The organism is Arthrobacter sp. 1088 (assembly GCF_031455315.1).
GTDB lineage: Bacteria > Actinomycetota > Actinomycetes > Actinomycetales > Micrococcaceae > Arthrobacter.
The window spans coordinates 22669-42010 of sequence record NZ_JAVDSM010000018.1 but is presented as its reverse complement, the minus strand read 5'-3'; the positions used below and the strand labels follow the sequence as shown (position 1 = coordinate 42010).

Below are 19342 nucleotides of genomic sequence, written 5' to 3'. Positions count from 1 at the left end.
AGCAACGCCACCATGGATGGTTTCCCAGCGGGCATCGCAGCCGCGGTCCGCGAGGCAGTGGGGCGGGTGAGCGATCCCGAACTGCGGCGCCCCCTTGCTGAACTCGACATGATCAAGGGAGTCGAGGTCACGGGCGGTGTCGCCGTCGTCGGCATCACGCTGACCATCTCGACATGCCCCGCCGCCGCCCGCATTGAGCGGGACGTCCACGCGGCGGCAACCGCCGTCGACGGTGTTAAAGAGGTACGCATCGACGTCGGCGTCATGACCCCGGAGCAGCGCGCGGCACTCACCGCCAAGCTTCGCGAGGGACGCAGCCGGTCAAGCCTGCCGTTCACCAAAGAATCGCTCACCCGCGTTATCGCCGTCTCCAGCGGCAAGGGCGGCGTGGGCAAGTCAACCGTCACCACGAATCTGGCCGCCGCGATGGCTGCGCGCGGGTTGAGCGTCGGAATCATCGACGCCGATGTTTACGGGTTCTCGGTCCCCGGGCTCCTGGGACTTTTCGACAGTCAGGGCAAAGTCATCAGGCCCACCCGCATCGACCACCTTGTGCTTCCGCCCGTTGCGCACGGTATTAAGGCAGTGTCGATCGGCATGTTCCTGCCCGAGGGTGCCGAGGACACAGCTGTGTCATGGCGTGGTCCCATGCTGCACCGCACTATGGAGCAGTTCCTCAATGATGTCTACTTTGGGGACCTCGACGTGCTTCTCATCGACTTGCCGCCCGGAACCGGCGACATCGCAATCTCGGTGGGGCAGATCCTGCCACACGCGGAAGTGATCGTCGTAACGACGCCGCAGCCGGCCGCCTCTGAGGTTGCGGTCCGGAGCGGCATCCTGGCCCGCGAGTTCGACCAGCGGGTCATTGGGGTGGTCGAAACAATGTCTCCCATGCTGCTCGCCGACGGCAGCTCCTTCGAGCCGTTTGGAGCCGGCGGCGGGGCGGCGGCGGCGACGAAGCTCTCCGCCGTTGGCTCCAGCGTGCCTCTGCTCGCCTCGATCCCCTTCAGCACGGGCCTGCGCTCGGGCGGGGATACGGGAGTTCCAATAATCGCAGCCGCTCCCGAAGATCCCGCGGCACGTGCCTTCACCGAACTCGCCGAAAGGCTCGCCGTGCGTCCCCGCGGGCTGCCCGGACGCAGGCTGCCGGTCTCACCCGCGTCCACTCCCTGACATCGAGCGGATTTCGCTGCTTCCGCACAAGGCGGGGTCCTCCTGGCTGCAAGCGCGCTATGGCAGGTGGAGAGCAGCCGGCGTAGTGTCGGTTTCAACGACGAACCTTGGGGCTGGCACACGTATCCGGCAGCGGCTTGTCGGGTCAATTCGAGCAGGGGCCGGGATGGCTGGATGGAATGCTGACACTGCGGCCGGGCCGCTAGGGACCGGGACTATCACCTTGGTTGAGGGATCGTCCTTCTGCATCTCCCTGCCGAACGGAAACATCCATCCCGAACTGTCCCACGGTGTTTTCTTTCAGGACACCCGCATCCTGTCTGGCTGGAGCATCACCGTCAACGGCCAGCCTTTGGAGCCGTTGGCGGCAGAGACGAAGGAACCGTACCGGGCACAATTTGTGAGCCGCGTTCCCCGAACAGACGGGTATGCGGACAGCACGCTGATTGTGGAGCGCCTACGCGAAGTGGGTGCAGGGATCCAGGAACAGGTCACCATTCGAAACTACTCAGCGGAAGCTGCCGCATGTGTCATATCCGTGCGGATTGAAGCAGATTTCGCTGACCTCTTTGAGGTCAAGGAGGCGCGGATCCAGCGGCGGTGGGACCAAACACGTCAAGCTGACGGTGATTCGTTGACTATCCAGGCTGTTTGGCAAAACGTCCGGAAGGGCATTCTTGTTCAGGCTCCCGGGGCCGACTTATCGCCCGAGGCCTGTGAATACCGTATGTCCATCGCGCCACATGGTCACTGGAGCACGATCCTGACCGTAGTACCCGTCACCGAAGGGGCTGGCCCCGCGAGGCCGTTCGTCCATCGTGACGGAAACGGATTGTCCCTGCGGGACCGGCGCCACCAGGAGTGGGTGGCCAAGATCCCGGTAGTAGAGATGGGAAACCGATCCATCGAACGGACGTTGCGGCGAAGTTACGATGACTTGGGCGCCCTTCGCATCGAAGACCCCAACTATCCCGAGCGCGTCGTAGTCGCCGCGGGGGCTCCTTGGTTCATGACGCTGTTCGGTCGCGACTCGTTGTGGGCCTCGGAAATGTCCCTGCCGGTGGACCCGTCCTTGGCACTGGGCACCTTGCAGACACTGGCTGACCGCCAAGGCACTGAAGTGGATCCAATAAGTGAGGAGGAACCGGGCAAGATCCTGCACGAAGTCAGGCTCGATGTCTCCAGCGGGCTGTCTTTAGGAGGCAAATCCATCTACTACGGCAGTGTGGACGCGACTCCGCTGTTCGTGATTGTGCTTGCGTCTGTTAGCCGCTGGGGATTCGCAGCGGACGCCATTGCGGCCCTGCTGCCCCACGCCGACCGCGCGTTGGAGTGGATCCGGGATTATGGTGACAAGGACGGCGACGGATTCGTCGAGTATGAACGTCTCAACGATCACGGGCTGATCAACCAGGGCTGGAAGGACTCGTGGGACGGGATCAACTTCGCGGACGGCACGATGGCCGAGGGCCCCATCGCACTGTGCGAGGTCCAGGCTTACGTTTATGCCGCCTATATAGCGCGCGCATGGATGGCGAGTGAAGCAGGCGACGCGAACCTGGCGACCGAGTTCATTGATCGTGCCGCCCGATTGAAGAAACAGTTCAACGAGCAGTTCTGGATGCCTGAGCGCGGCTACTACGCCATCGCACTGGACGGTAAGAAGCGCCAAGTGGATGCCTGCGCGTCCAACATGGGCCAGTGCCTATGGCCCGGCATCGTCGATGACGACAAGGCGCCGCTCGTGGCTGAGCGCCTGATGTCCCCGGAAATGTTCAGCGGCTGGGGCGTGCGAACGCTGGCCAGCGACGTGGGCGCCTACAATCCCGCCAGTTACCACAACGGATCGGTCTGGCCGCACGATAATGCGATCATCGCCGCTGGCTTGGTGCGTTATGGCTTCGTCGTCGAGGCGCAGCGGATCGCCATGGCCCTGCTTGAGGCGGCCGGGTTTTCCGATGGCCGGCTCCCGGAGTTGTTCTGCGGCTTTACCAGGGACGAGGTGGTGGCCAAGCCGGTTCCGTACCCCACCGCCTGCTCACCGCAGGCCTGGGCGGCCACCACCCCAATCCGACTGGTAACGAGTCTGATGCGGTATGACGCCTATGTTTCCCGCGGAAGCTTGTGGATGGATCCTGAATTCCCGGAGTCCTTCGGCGACCTGCACATCACCAATGCCCCCTTGGCTGGTGGACGGATCACCATCGATGTTGCCGGTTCAAGCGCATCTGTCCGTGGCTTGCCCGAGGGGATGACGTTCCACCGAGGGCGCCGTCCGTGGCTGGCCGAACTCATGGAAGAACCCAAACCGCCCCTGGACAAGTAGTGCCGGGACCAACAGCTTCGGGGTGGCGAAGTCCTTCACAGCAGCGAGTTATTGCTCTTCGCCCGCAAGAACTACCCCGTCGGCCAGCAATTCAGCGACCTCTGCTCCGGACATCCCAAGCTCGCCTGTGAGGATGCCCAGCGTGTCTGCGCCGAGAGCCGGCGGGTAGGCCGGTTCGACGTCGACGGTGTCGACAAAGCGGATCGGTGTTGCCACATTCTCGAACGAGGTGGCGCCTTTCCTGAGGGTAAGCAGTGAACCATCCTGGGCTTCGCGTGCGTCCTCGAGGGCCTCGAGGACGTTCTTCACCGGCGCGACGGGAACCGACGCGTCTGCCAGGAGCTTCACCCATTCCCCGGCGGGCCTCTCGGTGAAACGCTTTTCGAGGATCTCCCATAGTTCCTCTTTGTTCAGCAGCCGACTGGCGGCATCAATGAAGCGGTGGTCGCTGACCAGTTCGTTGGCCCCGAGTACTTGGCACAGGCCCTCCCACATTCGGGGGGTATTGGCGGTGACCACGAATTCCCGGCCGTCGCCTCCCCGGAAGGAACGATAGGTGGCGATGGAGTCGTGGCCCGCTCCTTGCGGCTGCGGTGCGGTGTTATTAACGGAGGTGTACAGGGCTTGGTAGGACAGCATTGCCAGCTGGCCCCGCAGCATCGAGACATCGACGATGCGACCCCGACCCGTCTCACGCTGTGCTCGAAGGGCAGCCAGGATCCCGATCACGGCGTACAGTCCAGCTACGACGTCACCGGCAGGGATACCCAACCGGGCAGCCGGGGCGTTTGGGTGGCCGGTAAGGCTCATCACCCCGCTGAGCGCCTGTACCACCATGTCGTAGGCCGGGCGGTCGCGGAGCGGGCCCTCCTGGCCGAAGCCGCTGATGGACGCCCAGATGAGCGAGGGCTGGGCCTCGAGAATTGTCTCTGGTGAGAGTCCCAGCCGGGCAGTCACTCCGGGCCGGAAGTTCTCGATGACCACGTCGGCGCCCGCGATCAGGCGCTTCATGACCTCGATACCGCGCGGAGCCTTCAGATCGATCGCGATGCTGCGCTTGTTGCGGTTGTTCGCCAGGTAGTACGCGCTGACGTCGTCGATCTCGGGGCCAGCGATGGCGCGGCTTGAGTCGCCACTCAGCGATTCAACCTTGATGACGTCTGCGCCGAGGTCGCCGAGCAACTGCGTTGCCGAAGGGCCTGAGAGGAAGGTGGTGAGATCGATGACGCGGATACCCTCCAGTGGTGGGCGCTGGATCCCGGTCATGCCGCCTCGAAGATGTGGATGGTGCAGGCACCGTGGTCGAGTCCGGCGGTGCCGCCGCCGGTGACGTGCGTCATCGCCCAGCGAGCGTCATCGATCTGCCGTGCCCCGGCCTGATCGGTGAGCTGCCAGAATGCCTCGGCGATCTGCGCTACACCGCTGGCGCCGACCGGGTGGCCCTTTGCGAGCAGGCCTCCGCTGGGATTCACTACGACGTCGCCACCAAAGGTGGTCTTGCCGTCGCGAAGAAGATCGACTGCGTGCCCAGGCTCGGCGAGGCCGAAGGCCTCGTAGTAGATGAGTTCGGCGATCGAGAATGCGTCGTGCAGTTCGATCATGTCCAGGTCCTTGGGACCGATGCCGGCCAAGGCATAGGCGTCACGGGCCGAGTCGTAGGTAATGTCGGGCTTGGTCATGTCGCGGAAGCCCTCGGCAACGTGGCCGGAGTGCAGCACTGAGGCGGCCACGCGGATGGCCGGCTTGGATTCGAGCCGCTTGCGTGCGCGCTCGGAGGCAAGAACGACGACGGCGGCACCGTCACCTGTGGGACAGCACATGGGCAGGGTCAGCGGGTCCGCAATGGGGCGGGCGTTGAGAACCTCTTCGACGGTGATTTCCTTGCGGAACTGTGCGAAGGGGTTCAGTGCGCCGTGTTTGCGGGCCTTGACGCTGACCAGCGCGAGGTCCTCCGGCGTCGCCTCGGTGTCGTGCAGGTAGCGGGTGGCGCGCATGGCGTAGACGGCAGGCATGATGATGCCCTGTTTGACTTCGCGATCCTCTGGAGAAAGCGGCAGCGTGCCGCCGCCGAACTGCGTCAGTTTCTCGACGCCGATGACTACTGCGACATCGATGAGGCCCTGCGAGATGGCCTGCCACGCTTCGTGTACGGCGGTGGCGCCGCTTGAGCAGGCGTTGTCGACGTTGACTGTGGGAACAGTGCCGAGCCCGATCTCTTTGCAGATGCGCTGCCCGGTCATCATGCCACCGTAGGAGTGGCCGACATAAACGGCGTCGACGTCCGACTTTTCAATTCCAGCGTCGCGGATCGCATCGATGAGCGGAGAGACAGCGAGGCCGACGTACGACGACGTGCGGTACTTCCCGAACGGGATCATCGCCGCCGAAATCACAAAGACGTTCTCACTCATGTTAAACCTTTCGTTTTTCGCCGGTCGCCGGCACGAAGAACCAGTCGTCATCGACACCAAGCTCCACCCGCATGTCGGGGCGAAGCGGAATGTCGCCCTCGTGGATGTCGGCCAGGGTGCGTACGCCGTTGTCCAGGTCGACGTAGCCAAGGGGGCGGATGCCTTCGTTGCCGACATGAATGCGGGTGAAGGAGTAGAGCACACCGGTAGTTGGCAGGGCCACACGGCTTACATCGCGGCTGATGCAGGAACTGCAGACTACCCGGCTGCCGATCATCGTGCAGCCACATGCGTTGCACTGGCTGCCGACGAGGCGCTGCCCTTCGGGAAAGCTACCGAGGAGGCTGTCTGCCTCCATGTCTGCAATGGGCAGGGAGGCTGGCGCCTCGGTAGTCGCAGTCATTGCGTGCCTTCCTTGTTGGCTGCGGCCGCCAAGGCGATGGCCCGCGTGGGGCAGACATTGATGGCCATCTGGATTTTGTCTTCGGGGTCACCGAGTTCGTCGGTGACGATTGCGATGCTTAGATCGTCGAGATCAAAGGTGTTCGGGGCGTAGAACGTACACTGCCCGGATCCCATGCAGCGGTCGCGGTCGACGGTGAGGTTTTCAGACATCATGCCCCCTTCGGCGTGTACTCAAGGTAGAGCTGGTTGTGGCCACGGAACTTGTAGCTGCGGATCAGATCCCACTCGCGGGCGCCTTTTGAACCGTGGTGCTCCTCGCTGATCCACATGCGCTCGGTGCGTTCGAGGAAGCGCTGGATCGAGAAGACCGCTTCGGCGCGTGCCAGCGGGGCGCCAGGGCATGTGTGGATGCCACGGCCGAAGGCGAGGTGCTGCCTGGCGTTCGCACGTTGGATGTCGAACTCGGCCGGATTATCGAAGAGGCGGGGATCGCGGCCCGAAGCGCCGTGCAGCAACATGACGACGGTGCCGGGGGCGAGGTCGAGGCCGCCGATGCTGGTGGCGACTTTGGTGAGCCGGAAAGAGCCCTTGATGGGCGCTTCGATACGGAGTGTTTCCTCGATGAACTTGGGAATCAGCGAGGGCTCACGGCGCAGCAGGTCCTGCAGGTCCTGGTCTTCGGCGATTCGCTGCAGGGCGATGCCCATCAGCTGCACGGTGGTCTCCTGGCCGGCAGCAAACATATTGGAAGCGATCCGGGCGACCTCAAGTGGCTCGGGCAGGGAGCCGTCGGGGAAGGTGGCCAGTGCCATGCCGGTGATCACGTCGTCCTTCGGATCATTGCGGCGCTCCTCGATCTTCGCGACGAAGTAGTCGTAGAGCCGCTCAATGCTGCTGTGATGGTTGGCCTGGAGCTCAAGGTTGCCAAGCACGGGACCTGGAGCCGAGGCGAGCAGCTCAAGGAGCATCGGGTGGTCCTCCTCGGGCACGCCGAGCAAGTCCGCGACGGCCAGGATGGTGTAGCCCTTGGCGTAGTCCCAGATGAAGTCGCAGTGGCCTCGCTGGATGATCCGGTCCAGGAAGTGGTCTGCCGTGCGCTTGAGGAAGTCCTCGTTCTCCTTGAGTCGCTTCGGCGTTATGAGGCCCATCAGGAGCGTGCGATGGTCTGTGTGAACCGGTGGATCGAAGGTGACGATCTGGTCATTGTTCGGGAAGTACTCCCGGTGCTTCTCGAGAAGATCACTCAGGTCATCTCCAACGAGTTCGACGGGGATGTCGAGAACAGGCCCGCCCGTGCGGTTGATCGAAGAATAGACCTCAGGCTGGTGGTACACCTGCAGTGCTTCTTCATATCCCGTGACGATCACTACGCCGTACTTTGGCTCCCGCCACACCGGATGGTTGGCAAGCATGTGGTCGAAGTACGGCTCTGCCGTCTTCGCTGTTTCCGGATCGGTGAAGAAGTCAATCCTGGTGGGATCGATATCGACGGTGGTCATCTGAGTCCCTTTCCCTTCGGCTCATGCGTTTGTTTTATTCAACAGAACAGATGTCCTGTTAGGCGCTTTTCAAAGCATGGATCTCGTATGGGGCAATGTCAAGCCCGCTTATCGCGGAAGCTTCAAAACCAAAGAATGCGCCGTCCTTGACACCGAATGGTGAGTCATGCCACATTTAGTCGAGATTCGTTGAAAGGTTCAGCTGTTCCGTTGAAGGAACACGGCGTCAGGCCAGTCTCTTACGAATAAACCCACGACGAAGGAGTCGGCGAGTGCAGCCAGGTCCCTTGATGCATCATCAATCCCCTAATTTGAGGCGGGAGCGGGCGTCATGCCGTTAAACATCTTGCAGCGTGTGGGATACGCCCTCCTTGTGATCGTCCTGGTCACAGTGGGCACCACTCTGCTCCTCAGCTTTGCTCCAGGCTCCGTTGCCGAGGTCATTCTTGGCGAAGGCGCCACTCCGGAGAACATCGCCACGCTCAAGGCGCAGCTTGGGCTTGACCTGCCGATGTGGCAGCAGTATCTCAACTGGTTGGGTCATGCTCTCCAAGGTGACCTGGGCGCATCCCCCATCACCCACGTCCCGGTGATGACGGCAATCATGCAAAGGCTGCCGGTCACCCTGGAAATCGCATTTCTGGGTTTGGCAATCGCGCTCGCCATCGCCGTCATTCTCGGCGTTATCTCGGCGGCCATGCCCGGCAGCGCTGTGGACCGGGGCATCAACGTCCTCACGTCGGTGTTTATCTCCGTTCCGCCGTTCGTCTCAGGACCACTGCTCATCTTCATTTTCGCGGTGGGTATGCATGCCTTCCCATCGGTGGGCTGGTCACCCTTGGAAGCAGGGCTCGGCCCGAACCTGAGAAACGCGTTCCTTCCCGCGCTCTCGGTGGCTTTCATGGAGATTGCCTCGTTCCAGCGGGTGCTGCGCACTGACCTCGTCAGCACCCTGCGGGAGGACTACGTGGCTGCAGCGCGTGCAAAGGGCATGGGCAAGGCATATGTGATGTTCCGTCACGCATTTCGCCCGTCCTCGTTCTCGCTGCTGACCGTTGCCGGCATCAATCTCGCCCGGCTGATCGGAGGAACGATCGTGGTGGAGACGCTTTTCGGCCTCCCGGGGCTTGGGCAGCTTGTCTCCAACGCGATCATGCAGCGCGATGTGATCACAGTTCAGGGCGTGGTGACGTTCATCGCGGTCGTGTTCGTGATCGTGAACATGCTCGTTGACATCAGCTACGGCTTGATCGACCCGCGGGTCCGGAAGGCTGAGCGGGCGGCGAAGAAGAAGACCACGGCCGCATCGAGGATCCCAAGGAAGGCCGTTCAGGCATGAGTATTACGACGACGACCAAGTCCACGGTGAAGACACCAAACACCACCCGCCCGGGCTCTGGCGGCCCGGGAATCCCCTATGTCCCACCAGTAAAGAAGCAGAGGTCAGTTACCGTCTGGTTCGCTTACTTCTGGCTGGCAATCATCATCCTGTTGGCAACTTTCGCTTGGGTTCTCCCTCTCGCGCCCTACGACGCCCCCGTTGGCAGCCCGCGGACGCCGCCGAAGCCAGGAGATCTCGATCTTCTCCTCGGCACGGACAAGGCGGGCCGTTCGATCCTTGCGCGAACCATCTGGGGCGCCCAGATCTCGCTTGTGGTGGGCACAGTGGCAGGTCTCTCGGGAGCATTCCTTGGCACAGTCCTGGGCTTGATTGCCGGGTATTACCGCAAGAAAGTGGACTGGGTCATCACGTTGGTCGCAGATGTTCTGCTTGCGTTCCCGGTGCTGATCCTGCTCCTCGCCATCACTGCGATCTTCTCCCCGAGCATCCCGACCCTTGTCATCGGGCTGACCGTGGCAAGCATTCCAACCTTCATGCGCCTGGCCAGGGCAAGCACGATGTCCTGGGCGAGCCGGGAGTTCGTACGGGCCGCCAAAAACATGGGGGCGGGAGACTTTCGCATCCTCACGCGGGAAATCCTTCCAAACCTTTTGCCGACGCTTTCCTCGTTCCTCCCCATCGTCGTTGCCGGACTCATCGTGGCGGAGGGGTCACTCAGTTTCCTTGGCCTCGGCGTGCCACCACCCACTCCCAGCTGGGGAGGAATGATCAACGGCGCAAGCGAAGTGCTGCAACGAGCCCCCCACATCGTGTTCGTCCCCGCGATCGCGCTTTTCCTGACGGTGTTCTCACTGAACCAAGTGGGGGACCACCTGCGCGGCAAGTTCGATCGCAGCATGCAGGGCTAAGGCACCCACCAGAAGATCCAACCCACACGAATTTCCAATCTCCGGAAAAATCAGAAAGGCCATCGTGATTTCAATGAAGAAGTCCACAACGGCAGCCGCCCTCGTGGTGGCCGCCGCACTTGCCCTCAGCGGCTGCGCAGGCGGAGGGACATCGTCAGACTCAGCGCCCGCCGCAGACCCGGTTTCAGGGGGCATCGCCAGAGTCGTCGAGGCAGGTACGCCCACCAGCCTGGACCCGGCGCTGCTGCAGAACACCGGCCCACGCATGCCTGTCACGGGCAATTCGCTCTACGGCCAGCTCGTCACGGACGATCCTGTAACAGGCGAGATCAAGATGGGGCTCCTTGAGGAGTTCGCCACCAGCGACGGCGGAAAGACGTTCGCCGTTCGTGTTCGGGAAGGAGTCAAGTTCTCCGACGGGACACCCTTCACCGCGGATGCCGTCAAGTTCGGCTGGGACCGCATCAAGCTTCCCGCGACGGCCTCCTCGGTGATCGGTACGGCCGCGTTGATCGACAACATCAAGGTAGTGGACGAACTGACGGCAACGGTCACCATGACGAAGCCGACACCCCACTTTCCCAGCGCGGTGCTCTTCACCCAGATGAACTGGATCGGCTCACCAGCTGCGCTTCAGGCCGGAGCCGCGGCGTTCAATGCCAACCCGATTGGGGCCGGCCCGTTTGTGCTAGAGAAGTGGACGCAGGGAGACGTGCTGAAACTCAAAAAGAACCAAAACTACTACGTTCCCGAGCTGCCGTATCTGGACGGTGTTGAGGTTCGCGGCATCGCCGATCCGTCCCTTGCCTACAACGCACTTGTGAGCGGCCAAGCCGACGTTATTGCGACTTCCACCCAGGAGAATGCGGCCAACGCCCAGGACTCCGGACAGGCCGCTACGCCCTACATCCTTGGCGGCGGCAACGGCCTGATCATGAACACGTCCAAGGCGCCGTTCGATGACGTGCGCGCCCGCCAAGCAGTGTCATATGCGCTGGACATGGAGAAGCTCAACGAATCGGTCTATGGCGGATTTGGTGAACTCCCCAAGACACTGTTCAAGTCCGACTCGCCGCTCTTCGCCGACGTGCCCGTTCACACCTTTGATAAGGACAAGGCTCAGAAACTGTTCAATGAGCTCGCTGCCGAGGGCAAGCCCTTGAACTTCACCATGGCCGTCTTCCCTGGTTCAACCGCCATGTTTGAGGCCGTGCAGGCCCAGTTGAGCCAGTACGACAACGTCACGATCACGGCCAACCAGCGCGACCAGTCCGAACAGGGCTCGCTTCCTGCCAAGGGTGATTTCCAGCTTCTCAACTCGGCGATCGTCTTCAATGATCCCGATCCACGCATCTGGCTCGCCCTCAACGGGGAGGCCGGAAGCTCGAACTACAGCCGGCTCAATGACGCCGGGATGAACGCAGCACTCAACGCTGGGCGGGACGGAAAGACTGTCGAAGAGCGCGCGGCCGCCTACAAGAAGGTCGCGGAGAGGTTCCAAGAGCTCGTTCCAATGATCCTTACGAATGTTGCGTACTTCGGCACCGTAGAGAGCAGCAAAGTCCACGGAATCCACTTGTACGGGATGGGCTCGCTCGCCCCGGACACTCTCTGGCTTCAGCCCTGAGAAAGGTGGTGCTGCAGGCCGACACCGTGCAGCACCACACAACCCCGTTTCAAAGCAACGAAGGAAGGCGAAACACATGAGCGGCGAAGAAATGCTGCTGGAGATCCGGGATCTTCACGCATACATCGGCTCTCCCCGGGGCATTGTCAAAGCTGTTGATGGTGTCAGCTTCAACCTGCGCCGCGGCGAGGCCCTCGGCATCGTGGGCGAGTCAGGCTCCGGCAAGTCCATTACTGCCCGCGCGGTAATGGGCCTGATGCCCCCAAGATCTGCCCGTACCGGAGAGGTATGGTTCGAAGGGCGGGACCTGCTTTCACTGGGTCGCAAGGACCTGCAGGAGATTTGGGGCAACAAGATCGCCATGGTTTTCCAGGATCCCGGGCGCTCGCTGAACCCGGTGGTGCGCATTGAGCGGCAGCTCACCGAGGGCATGAGGAAACACTTGGGAGTCTCGAAGTCAGAGGCACACAGCCGCGCGCTCGGGCTTCTCAAGGAAGTCGGCGTGCCCGACCCCGAACGCCGTCTGAGGGCCTACCCCCACGAGCTGTCCGGCGGCATGCGCCAACGGGTGATGCTCGCCGTCGCTCTTGCCTGTGAACCAGACCTGCTCATCGCAGACGAGCCCACCACCGCGCTCGACGTGACGATCCAGCGTCAAGTGCTGGATCTGCTTCGCCGTATCCAGATTGAGCGCCGGATGTCGCTGATGCTGATCTCGCATGACCTGCACGTCGTAGCGGGTAATACCGACCGGGTGGCCGTAATGTACGCCGGACGCCTCGCCGAGGTCGGAGCGAGCCGCGAAGTGTTTGACGATCCCCAGCACCAGTACACCAACGCCCTGCTCGCCGCGACACCCACTATTGAGCACGAGCGGCATGCTCCGCTCAATGTCATTCCCGGTTCGCTTCCGTCCCCGACGGACCCGCCCAGTGGCTGCCGGTTCGCGCCACGTTGCTCCGCGGCGACGGCTGCGTGCGGCGAGGCGCAGCCGCCAATTACGAATATCGGGCGGGATCATGCAGTCGCGTGCTTCCACCCAGTTACCACGAATGTAAAGGAAGGTGAGCTCGTTGGCCGGTAGTGGAAGCGCGCATCTACGCGGAGACGAGGCGGTCCTCTCCGTCCAGGATCTCGAGGTCGAATACCACACGTCGCGGGGAAGCTTCAAAGCGGTGGCAGGAGTGAGCTTCGACTTGCTGAAGGGTGAGTCCCTCGGCATCGTCGGAGAGTCCGGGTGCGGCAAGTCCACCACTGGGCGCGCCGTGCTGCGGCTGGACCCTATCGCGGGCGGAAACATCCGTTACAGGGAGGAACCGATCGAGTCGGCTTCGCCGCAACGGCTGCGCGAGCTTCGGCGGGACATGCAGATGATCTTCCAGGATCCGATCAGTTCCCTGAACCCGAGGCGCCAGGTCAAGGACCTGGTGATGGAGGGGCTTGCGATTCAGGGCGTTTCCCAGAAGGAACGCGACGACCAAGCCCCCGAAATGCTGACGCAAGTGGGGCTTCCGAGCGAGCGCTTCGCCGAAATGATGCCACGGCAGCTCTCGGGTGGCCAGGCCCAGAGGGTGGCGATCGGCCGCGCCCTGGCCGTCCGCCCTGGGCTGCTCATCTGCGACGAACCGGTCTCCGCCCTCGACGTATCGGTTCAAGCCCAGATCCTCAACCTGCTCGAAGACCTGAAGACGAAATACGATCTCACCATCGTGTTCATAGCCCACGACCTCGGCGTCGTACGGAGCTTCAGCGACAAAGTCCTGGTGATGTACCTCGGCAAGACCTGTGAATTCGGCGACTCTGTGGAGGTGTACGACAGGCCGGCGCACCCCTACACCCGCGCGCTTCTGGACTCGGTTCCCTCGCCGGATTCAGAGGGCGGCTTCGCCGGTCCCTCGCTGAAGGGCGACATCCCGTCCCCGCTCAACCCTCCGTCGGGTTGTCGCTTCCGTGCCCGTTGCCCGGCTGCCCAGGCACGCTGCGCAGTAGAAGAACCGGAGATGCGGGAGGTGCGGCCGGGCCAATACGCCGCCTGCCACTTCCCGCTCGATTAGCAGGCTGTGCAAACGCGCGAGCCAAATCTTATCTAGGAAACCCGGGCACGTCCCGGGGAGAAATGGAGTCTCAGATGTCAGAAGAACCCGGACCCGACCCTCTCGCACCTTGGGTGCGGGAAATTGCGGCCAAGCACGACGCGGCCCGCCACATGGAAGGCGTGCAATGCCGCGGCTCAGTTGCACTCATTGACCAGGCGGCCCGGTTGCGCGGCGCCGGAGAAGTGATGTTGGGCAAAGCGATCTCACTCGAAAAGGAGATCGAGACCCGGCCCGAGCGTCTCATGGCCAGCCAGGAAGCTGCCGAGAGTGAGAAAGAGCAATGGCAGAAACTGGGTTTGTCCGAAATGCCCCACGGCCATGGCGGCGTCGAACTTGAGGTGCAGGTCGGCATTCACGGCCGTTCCGCCCACGGAGGCGACGTCATCAAATATGACGCGCACGGTGTCCACAACACCCACCTCGACGGGCTTGCCCACATCGGCGCGGATGGCACGTGGCACGGCCCGATCCCCGCGCGGTCCTCTGAAACCGATGAAGACACGATGGTCAACTGGGCACAGCACGGCATCGCGACGCGTGGCGTGTTGCTCGACATCCCCGCCGTACGCGGTACTGAGTGGGTCACGGCCGAGGAGCCCGTCACCGCAGCTGAGCTTGACGCGGCCCTTGAGGCAACCGGCGTCGACCTTGAACCCGGTGACGCGCTCATCATCTACCAAGGCCGCGACAGGTACGAGGCCGCCGGGCACATCTACCCCAGCGGGGCCGCTGCGGTAAAACGGCCCGGGATTGGTGAGGACGGCGCGAAGTGGATCGCCGGGAAGGACCCTGGACTCGTCTTGTGGGACTTCCACGACGCCCGGAACACCCCGACCGGATCGCTGGAAGTACACAGCCTCATCTGGGCGATCGGGCTCTGTCTGGTTGACAACTGCCTGCTCGGCCCTGCAGCAGCAGCGCTCAAGCAAGCAGGCACATCCACGGGCCTGCTCGTCGCCGCACCCCCTGCCATCCACCGGTCGACTGGTGTTCTGATCAACCCGCTTCTCTTGTACTAGCTCGCGACCGCCAGCTTCACTCTTGCCGAAGCCCGTCGGCGTCCAACACCAGATTGGCGGTGATGAACCTACCGCACTGCTCGCCAAACGGGTAGTCGGCCTTGGGCGTGAACGTCAGCGTCCGAACAGGCAATGCGGTCCCGGATGGGGACGTGCCGGACACGGTTGCCCCGATGGGGGATTCCGTCAGGTTTGGAAGGAAAAGGTTGCCGTGCAGGGTGCCGTCCGGGGAGGACGTTGCCGAGCATACGCCCTCGGGTGCGCAGCCCTGATCTACGGAAATGCTTCCGGGAAACAGCTCCAGGTCCGCTTCTGTGCAGGCGCCGTCTTGGCACGCCTTCATGCGAATGGACTTAACCTCGTGCACGTAGCTGGCCTGAATGGTCAGGGACACCACCGGCGCCATCGCGATGGCTGGGCACGGGGGTGGCGATTCCGGATAGCAACCCGGAATCAGCGAGGTCATCGCCGCGAGGGTCCAAGCCAATCCGATCTTGCCCATGATTCAGCGTAAGCCGGGCCCGGGTTCCTGCACCCGGATCCCAGGCAAAAGGCACCCGCATCGTTACGGCTCACACTGGCCCGTTGCCGAACCGACACCGCGCGTGATTGCCGCTTACGCTGGGAGCCGCAATCCGCCGTCGTGCATTTCCGCCAGGCCGTCGAGCAGCAGCCCGTCGAGTGCCCGTTCCAGCTGCTCGGGGGCTGAGTTGAGCCGGTGCAGTGCTGCCAGCGGAATCCCGACGCCGGAGGGCACGAACCCGAGGTCGGCGGGAGCCTGTTCAAACATTTCGCGCGGAACCGGGGCAGCAGCTTCGCGGAGGACGGCCATCACGGCGCCGCGGACTTGCCGGTCCGTGCCGTGCCAGGACTGGCCCTTGGGCGTGTACGACGGCGGTGGCTCACCTGCCGCGAGCCAGGCGCAGCTTGAGCGCACAGGACACTCGACGCACTTGGGGGTGCGCGCCGTGCACACCATCGCACCCAGTTCCATGACGGAGGCGTTCCACCGCACGGACAGGTGCCGGTCTTCGGGCAGCAAGGCGTCGGCAAGGCGCATCTCGGCTGCGGTGAGCGTCGGAGCGGGCAGGGCGAGACCGGAGATGAGGCGCGCATGGACGCGGCGGATGTTGGTGTCCACCACTGTTTCGCGGCGCCCGAAAGCAAAGGCGGCGACGGCGGCAGCTGTGTAACTGCCGACGCCCGGCAGGCTCAAGAGCTCGGGATAGGTGTCCGGGACGTCGCCTCCGTGCTCGTCCCGGATTGCGACGGCGGCCGCGTGCAGTCGCAGCGCCCGGCGCGGATAGCCCAGACGCCCCCAATGGCGCACGGCTTCCCCTGAAGGCTCGTCGGCAAGGTGGGCGGGAGTGGGCCAGCGTTCCATCCATTCCCGCCAGACCGGCAGCACGCGCACCACCGGCGTCTGCTGGAGCATGACTTCGCTGACCAGGATCCCCCAGGCGCTGCAGTCGGGCTCGCGCCACGGAAGGTCCCTTGCCGTCTCGCCGAACCACTGGTCCAGGGCGTGATGGAGGCCATCGAGGTGGTGGGCACCGGGGTCCGTACTGTGGTCCGTACCGGGAAGTGCCATGCGTCGTATCTCCCGGACTGTTGAAGTTTAGGCTGGCGCCGAAGCGCTGGAATTCTGCCCCTACTGTAGTGGAAACCGGAACGGCAATGCTGTGCGGTGCACGTCACACAGGGCGGGTTTGGCGTCCGGCGGCGTGGTGGTGGCGTGCTGCGGAGTGGGCCCGCCTAGCCTAGAAACATGGCCAACCAGGGTAAGAACCAGTCGTCCGCGCGCACATCAGCGCCGGCGAAGGGTGCTGCCCGCAGTTCAGGTGGAACGGGCCGCCCTGGCACCCCGACGCCCAGGCGACGTCCAAGCCCGGCCGTCTACCGCCGTCGTCGGCAGTTTGTTTTCGGTGCTTTGCTGCTGGTGATCGCCCTCGTAGTGGCTGGCGTCGTGGCAATCACCGGCGCGCTCGCAAGTAAGTCCGAGCCGCAAGCTGTCAGCACACCGGAAGCGTCCCAGGTTCCCACTCAAGGGAATGCGCCCACAGCGGGCACTGCTTCCCCGTCCGCAAAGCCAACGCCTGTGTGCGACCTGAACCTGGTGACCGTCGCTGCGGTTACTGACAAGCCGGCCTACTCGGCTGAGGAGAAGCCGCTGCTCACCATGACCATCACCAATGGCGGGACGGCGCCTTGCGAGGTCAACGTTGGCACGTCGCAGATGGAGTACGTGGTGATGAGTGGCTCGGACAGGATCTTTTCCTCCAAGGATTGCCAGGCCGGAAGTGAAGACCTGGTCAAGACCATCCAGCCAGGCAAGAGCGAGACCGCCAATTTCCCCTGGCAACGCAACCGGACGCTGGAGGGCTGCGCTGCGATCGACGCCAAGCCCGGCGCGGGCGGCGCCTACTACACGTTCGAGGCCCGGCTGGGGAACAAGTCCAGCACCAAGGCAGTGTTTCAGCTGAACTAGCGGCCGGAAAGCGTCCGACGGCGGCAATCGGCTTCTAGAGGAAACGGTCCAGCAAGCTTGCTTCGGCCATGCGGCTCAAACCCTCGCGGACCGTGCGTGCGCGTTGGTCGCCGATGCCGTCAACAGTCATGAGGTCATCGATGGTGGCTGCCATGAGGTTCTGCAAGCCGCCGAAGTAGTCCACCAGGCGATCGGCGACGGCCTTCGGCACGGACTTAAGGCCGGACAGGAGCCGGTAGCCGCGGGGCTGGACCACAGCGTCCAGCTGCTCAACGCCACCCGCGAAGCCGATGATTCCGGCAATCCTGCTCAAGTCAATCAGTTCAGTGGGGCCGAGGTTGAGGAGCGCCTGGACGGCTTCTTCAATATCCTCGGGAGTGGCGTCGGGGTCTGCGTAGTCGCGGATGATGACATCGCTGCCCGGGCCGCGGCCCATGGTGAGCTCCTCCACCTGGAGGGACAGCAGGCGGCCGTCTTCGCCAAGTTCCAGAACGTACTGAGCGATTTCCTCGGAGATACGCCGAACCATTTCCTGGCGTTGCAGGGTGACGGCCACATCCCTGACCGTGACCAGTGCTTCAATCTCCAGTGCTGAAAGGGAACTGGTGACTTGGTCCAGTCTCGCGCTGTAACGCTCCAACGTTGCCAGGGCCTGGTTGGCCCGCGCGAGGACCTTCTCCGAGCCCTCCAGGACGTGCCGCAGGCCGTTCACGTACAGCGCGATGATCTGCATCGACTGGCTGACGGAAATAACGGGAACGCCAGTCTGGATGGCGACGCGCTCGGCTGTGCGGTGCCGGGTCCCGGATTCCTGGGTCTCGATGCTTGAGTCCGGAACGAGCTGCACAGCGGCACGGACGATGTTGCTGGCGTCCTTGTCGCAGATGATGGCGCCGTCCATCTTGGCGAGCTCACGCAGGCGCGTGGGCGAGAACTCGATGCCGATATCGAATCCGCCGGAACAGATGGAGTCGATGGTGCGGTCCGAGCCCAACACGATCAAGGCGCCGGTGCGTCCGCGAAGGATGCGCTCCAAGCCGTCCCGTAAAGGAGTTCCGGGTGCGACTCTGGCCAGAGTCGCCTTGAGCGACTCTTCCGGGCTCCGGGCCATAGGGTTTCCCTTCGAAGGTGCAAGCCATGGCTCACAGACAAGCTGAATCCGGCATCTGCGGGCGGTTCGAAAAATGCCCTGATGACGACTAGCACCATGATATGGCTTCCGGGCACCGTTAACCGCACCAGCAAGCCCCAAAGTGGGTCATTTCGTTATGTGCGGGGATGGCTGGAAGGTGCGTTTTCTTGCCTCACCGGCAAGGGTTGTTTGGGCCTATTGGGCGGTTGACGTGCTTCGATATAACAAATTGGTGTAGATATTCTAGTAATCCACCTGCCGCTTCAGCTTGTTCCCGAGCCACAGCATCGCCAGGCTCACCAGGAGGAAGCCGACGGAAATCGCTGCGGCAAAAACCACCACACCGCCCCAGCCACCTGCCCGGGCGGGGTCGATGAACCAGTACGGGTACCAGTTGACGAACGCTCCACGGATGAGGCTATAGACCAGGTAGCCCACCGGGTAGAGCAGCCAGTACCAGATATGGCGGGTAGTCAAGGTTGCCCGCGGTGGTTGGAACAGCCAGTCCACCACCATCACCACAGGGATCAGGTAGTGGACCACAAAGTTGACCCACGGAAGAAGGGAGCCAAGGTCCTCGCCGGCAAGCAAAGCGCCGAATACCAGTCCAACTACGGCCATGGCGATGGTCGCCGTGCCGCGGGTGGCGTCATCGATCTCACTGGGTCGTTTCCGGACCAGAACCCTGTATCCGCTGATGAGCAGCACCACGGCCGCGAAGATATTCGATAAGTTGGTGAAGTAGCTGAAGAAGTTCCAGACGTCGTACCCCATGCCTAAATGAACCGTCAGCTGCGTTCCCACTGCCACCAGGGTCAAAAGGCCAAAGAAAAAGCGTCCCCCAATAAGCACAGTTCTTTTGGTCATGGCCCAATCCTTGCCGAAACCGCAGCTCAGCGGGCTCCCGACACCC

The 19342-nt window shown here is 63.0% G+C and carries 18 protein-coding genes; 9 read left to right on the top strand and 9 right to left on the bottom strand.

The annotated features are described in order from the left end of the window. Positions 1-12 precede the first annotated feature (12 nt). Positions 13-1176 (top strand): Mrp/NBP35 family ATP-binding protein, encoded by a 1164-nt coding sequence (locus J2Y41_RS21400; protein WP_309931554.1) that lies wholly within the window; start codon positions 13-15, stop codon positions 1174-1176. Positions 1177-1342: 166 nt separating this feature from the next. After that, the gene (locus tag J2Y41_RS21395) at positions 1343-3502 is read left to right on the top strand and encodes a glycogen debranching N-terminal domain-containing protein (protein ID WP_309931552.1); all 2160 of its coding nucleotides are present in this window, start codon (positions 1343-1345) and stop codon (positions 3500-3502) included. Between the two features lie 48 nt (positions 3503-3550). On the opposite strand, the gene J2Y41_RS21390 is transcribed toward J2Y41_RS21395, so the two are convergent. The 5 genes from J2Y41_RS21390 to J2Y41_RS21370 are packed head-to-tail and all read right to left on the bottom strand — an operon-like array spanning position 3551 to position 7817. Next, a complete protein-coding gene (locus tag J2Y41_RS21390) occupies positions 3551-4768 on the bottom strand; it encodes a CoA transferase (RefSeq protein ID WP_309931550.1) in 1218 nt (405 codons plus the stop codon). After that, entirely contained in the window at positions 4765-5913 is a 1149-nt protein-coding gene (locus tag J2Y41_RS21385) for a thiolase family protein (protein WP_309931548.1), read from the bottom strand. Before J2Y41_RS21385 ends, J2Y41_RS21390 begins: the two co-directional genes overlap by 4 nt. Before the next feature lies 1 nt (position 5914). After that, positions 5915-6316 carry an OB-fold domain-containing protein gene (locus J2Y41_RS21380; RefSeq protein WP_309931546.1) on the bottom strand — a complete coding sequence of 134 codons (402 nt, stop codon included), beginning with the start codon at positions 6314-6316 and terminating at the stop codon, positions 5915-5917. Next, entirely contained in the window at positions 6313-6528 is a 216-nt protein-coding gene (locus tag J2Y41_RS21375; RefSeq protein WP_309931545.1) for a ferredoxin, read from the bottom strand. Before J2Y41_RS21375 ends, J2Y41_RS21380 begins: the two co-directional genes overlap by 4 nt. Next, positions 6528-7817, bottom strand: coding sequence for a cytochrome P450 (locus tag J2Y41_RS21370; RefSeq protein WP_309931543.1), 1290 nt, complete (start codon positions 7815-7817; stop codon positions 6528-6530). Before J2Y41_RS21370 ends, J2Y41_RS21375 begins: the two co-directional genes overlap by 1 nt. Positions 7818-8148: 331 nt before the next feature. Between J2Y41_RS21370 and J2Y41_RS21365 the strand changes: the two genes are divergently transcribed. The 6 genes from J2Y41_RS21365 (at position 8149) to J2Y41_RS21340 (ending at position 14809) form a co-directional block, all read left to right on the top strand. Further along, a complete protein-coding gene (locus J2Y41_RS21365) occupies positions 8149-9156 on the top strand; it encodes an ABC transporter permease (protein ID WP_309931541.1) in 1008 nt (335 codons plus the stop codon). Continuing rightward, positions 9153-10067 (top strand): ABC transporter permease, encoded by a 915-nt coding sequence (locus tag J2Y41_RS21360; RefSeq protein WP_309931538.1) that lies wholly within the window; start codon positions 9153-9155, stop codon positions 10065-10067. The genes J2Y41_RS21365 and J2Y41_RS21360 overlap by 4 nt, the downstream gene beginning before the upstream one ends. A 73-nt stretch (positions 10068-10140) precedes the next feature. Further along, positions 10141-11694, top strand: a complete 1554-nt coding sequence (locus tag J2Y41_RS21355) for an ABC transporter substrate-binding protein (RefSeq protein ID WP_309931536.1) — start codon at positions 10141-10143, stop codon at positions 11692-11694. Positions 11695-11770: 76 nt separating this feature from the next. Beyond that, on the top strand, positions 11771-12778 hold the full coding sequence (locus tag J2Y41_RS21350) for an ABC transporter ATP-binding protein (protein WP_309931535.1): 1008 nt from the start codon (positions 11771-11773) through the stop codon (positions 12776-12778). Continuing rightward, a complete protein-coding gene (locus J2Y41_RS21345; RefSeq protein ID WP_309931533.1) occupies positions 12759-13748 on the top strand; it encodes an ABC transporter ATP-binding protein in 990 nt (329 codons plus the stop codon). The genes J2Y41_RS21350 and J2Y41_RS21345 overlap by 20 nt, the downstream gene beginning before the upstream one ends. A 74-nt stretch (positions 13749-13822) precedes the next feature. After that, positions 13823-14809, top strand: a complete 987-nt coding sequence (locus J2Y41_RS21340) for a cyclase family protein (protein WP_309931531.1) — start codon at positions 13823-13825, stop codon at positions 14807-14809. A gap of 16 nt (positions 14810-14825) precedes the next feature. Here the strand turns inward: J2Y41_RS21340 and J2Y41_RS21335 are convergent, their stop codons facing one another. Both J2Y41_RS21335 and J2Y41_RS21330 read right to left on the bottom strand, forming a co-directional pair. Then, entirely contained in the window at positions 14826-15311 is a 486-nt protein-coding gene (locus J2Y41_RS21335; protein ID WP_309931529.1) for a hypothetical protein, read from the bottom strand. 114 nt (positions 15312-15425) lie between these two features. Further along, positions 15426-16400 (bottom strand): A/G-specific adenine glycosylase, encoded by a 975-nt coding sequence (locus J2Y41_RS21330; RefSeq protein WP_309931527.1) that lies wholly within the window; start codon positions 16398-16400, stop codon positions 15426-15428. Between the two features lie 177 nt (positions 16401-16577). Between J2Y41_RS21330 and J2Y41_RS21325 the strand changes: the two genes are divergently transcribed. Further along, the gene (locus J2Y41_RS21325; protein ID WP_309931524.1) at positions 16578-17297 is read left to right on the top strand and encodes a hypothetical protein; all 720 of its coding nucleotides are present in this window, start codon (positions 16578-16580) and stop codon (positions 17295-17297) included. Between the two features lie 34 nt (positions 17298-17331). Here J2Y41_RS21325 and disA read toward each other — a convergent pair whose 3' ends face one another. Both disA and J2Y41_RS21315 read right to left on the bottom strand, forming a co-directional pair. Further along, a complete protein-coding gene (gene disA / locus J2Y41_RS21320) occupies positions 17332-18408 on the bottom strand; it encodes a DNA integrity scanning diadenylate cyclase DisA (protein WP_216922711.1) in 1077 nt (358 codons plus the stop codon). 264 nt (positions 18409-18672) lie between these two features. Continuing rightward, complete coding sequence (locus J2Y41_RS21315) at positions 18673-19296, bottom strand: Pr6Pr family membrane protein (protein WP_309931521.1); 624 nt, start codon at positions 19294-19296, stop codon at positions 18673-18675. Positions 19297-19342 lie beyond the last annotated feature (46 nt).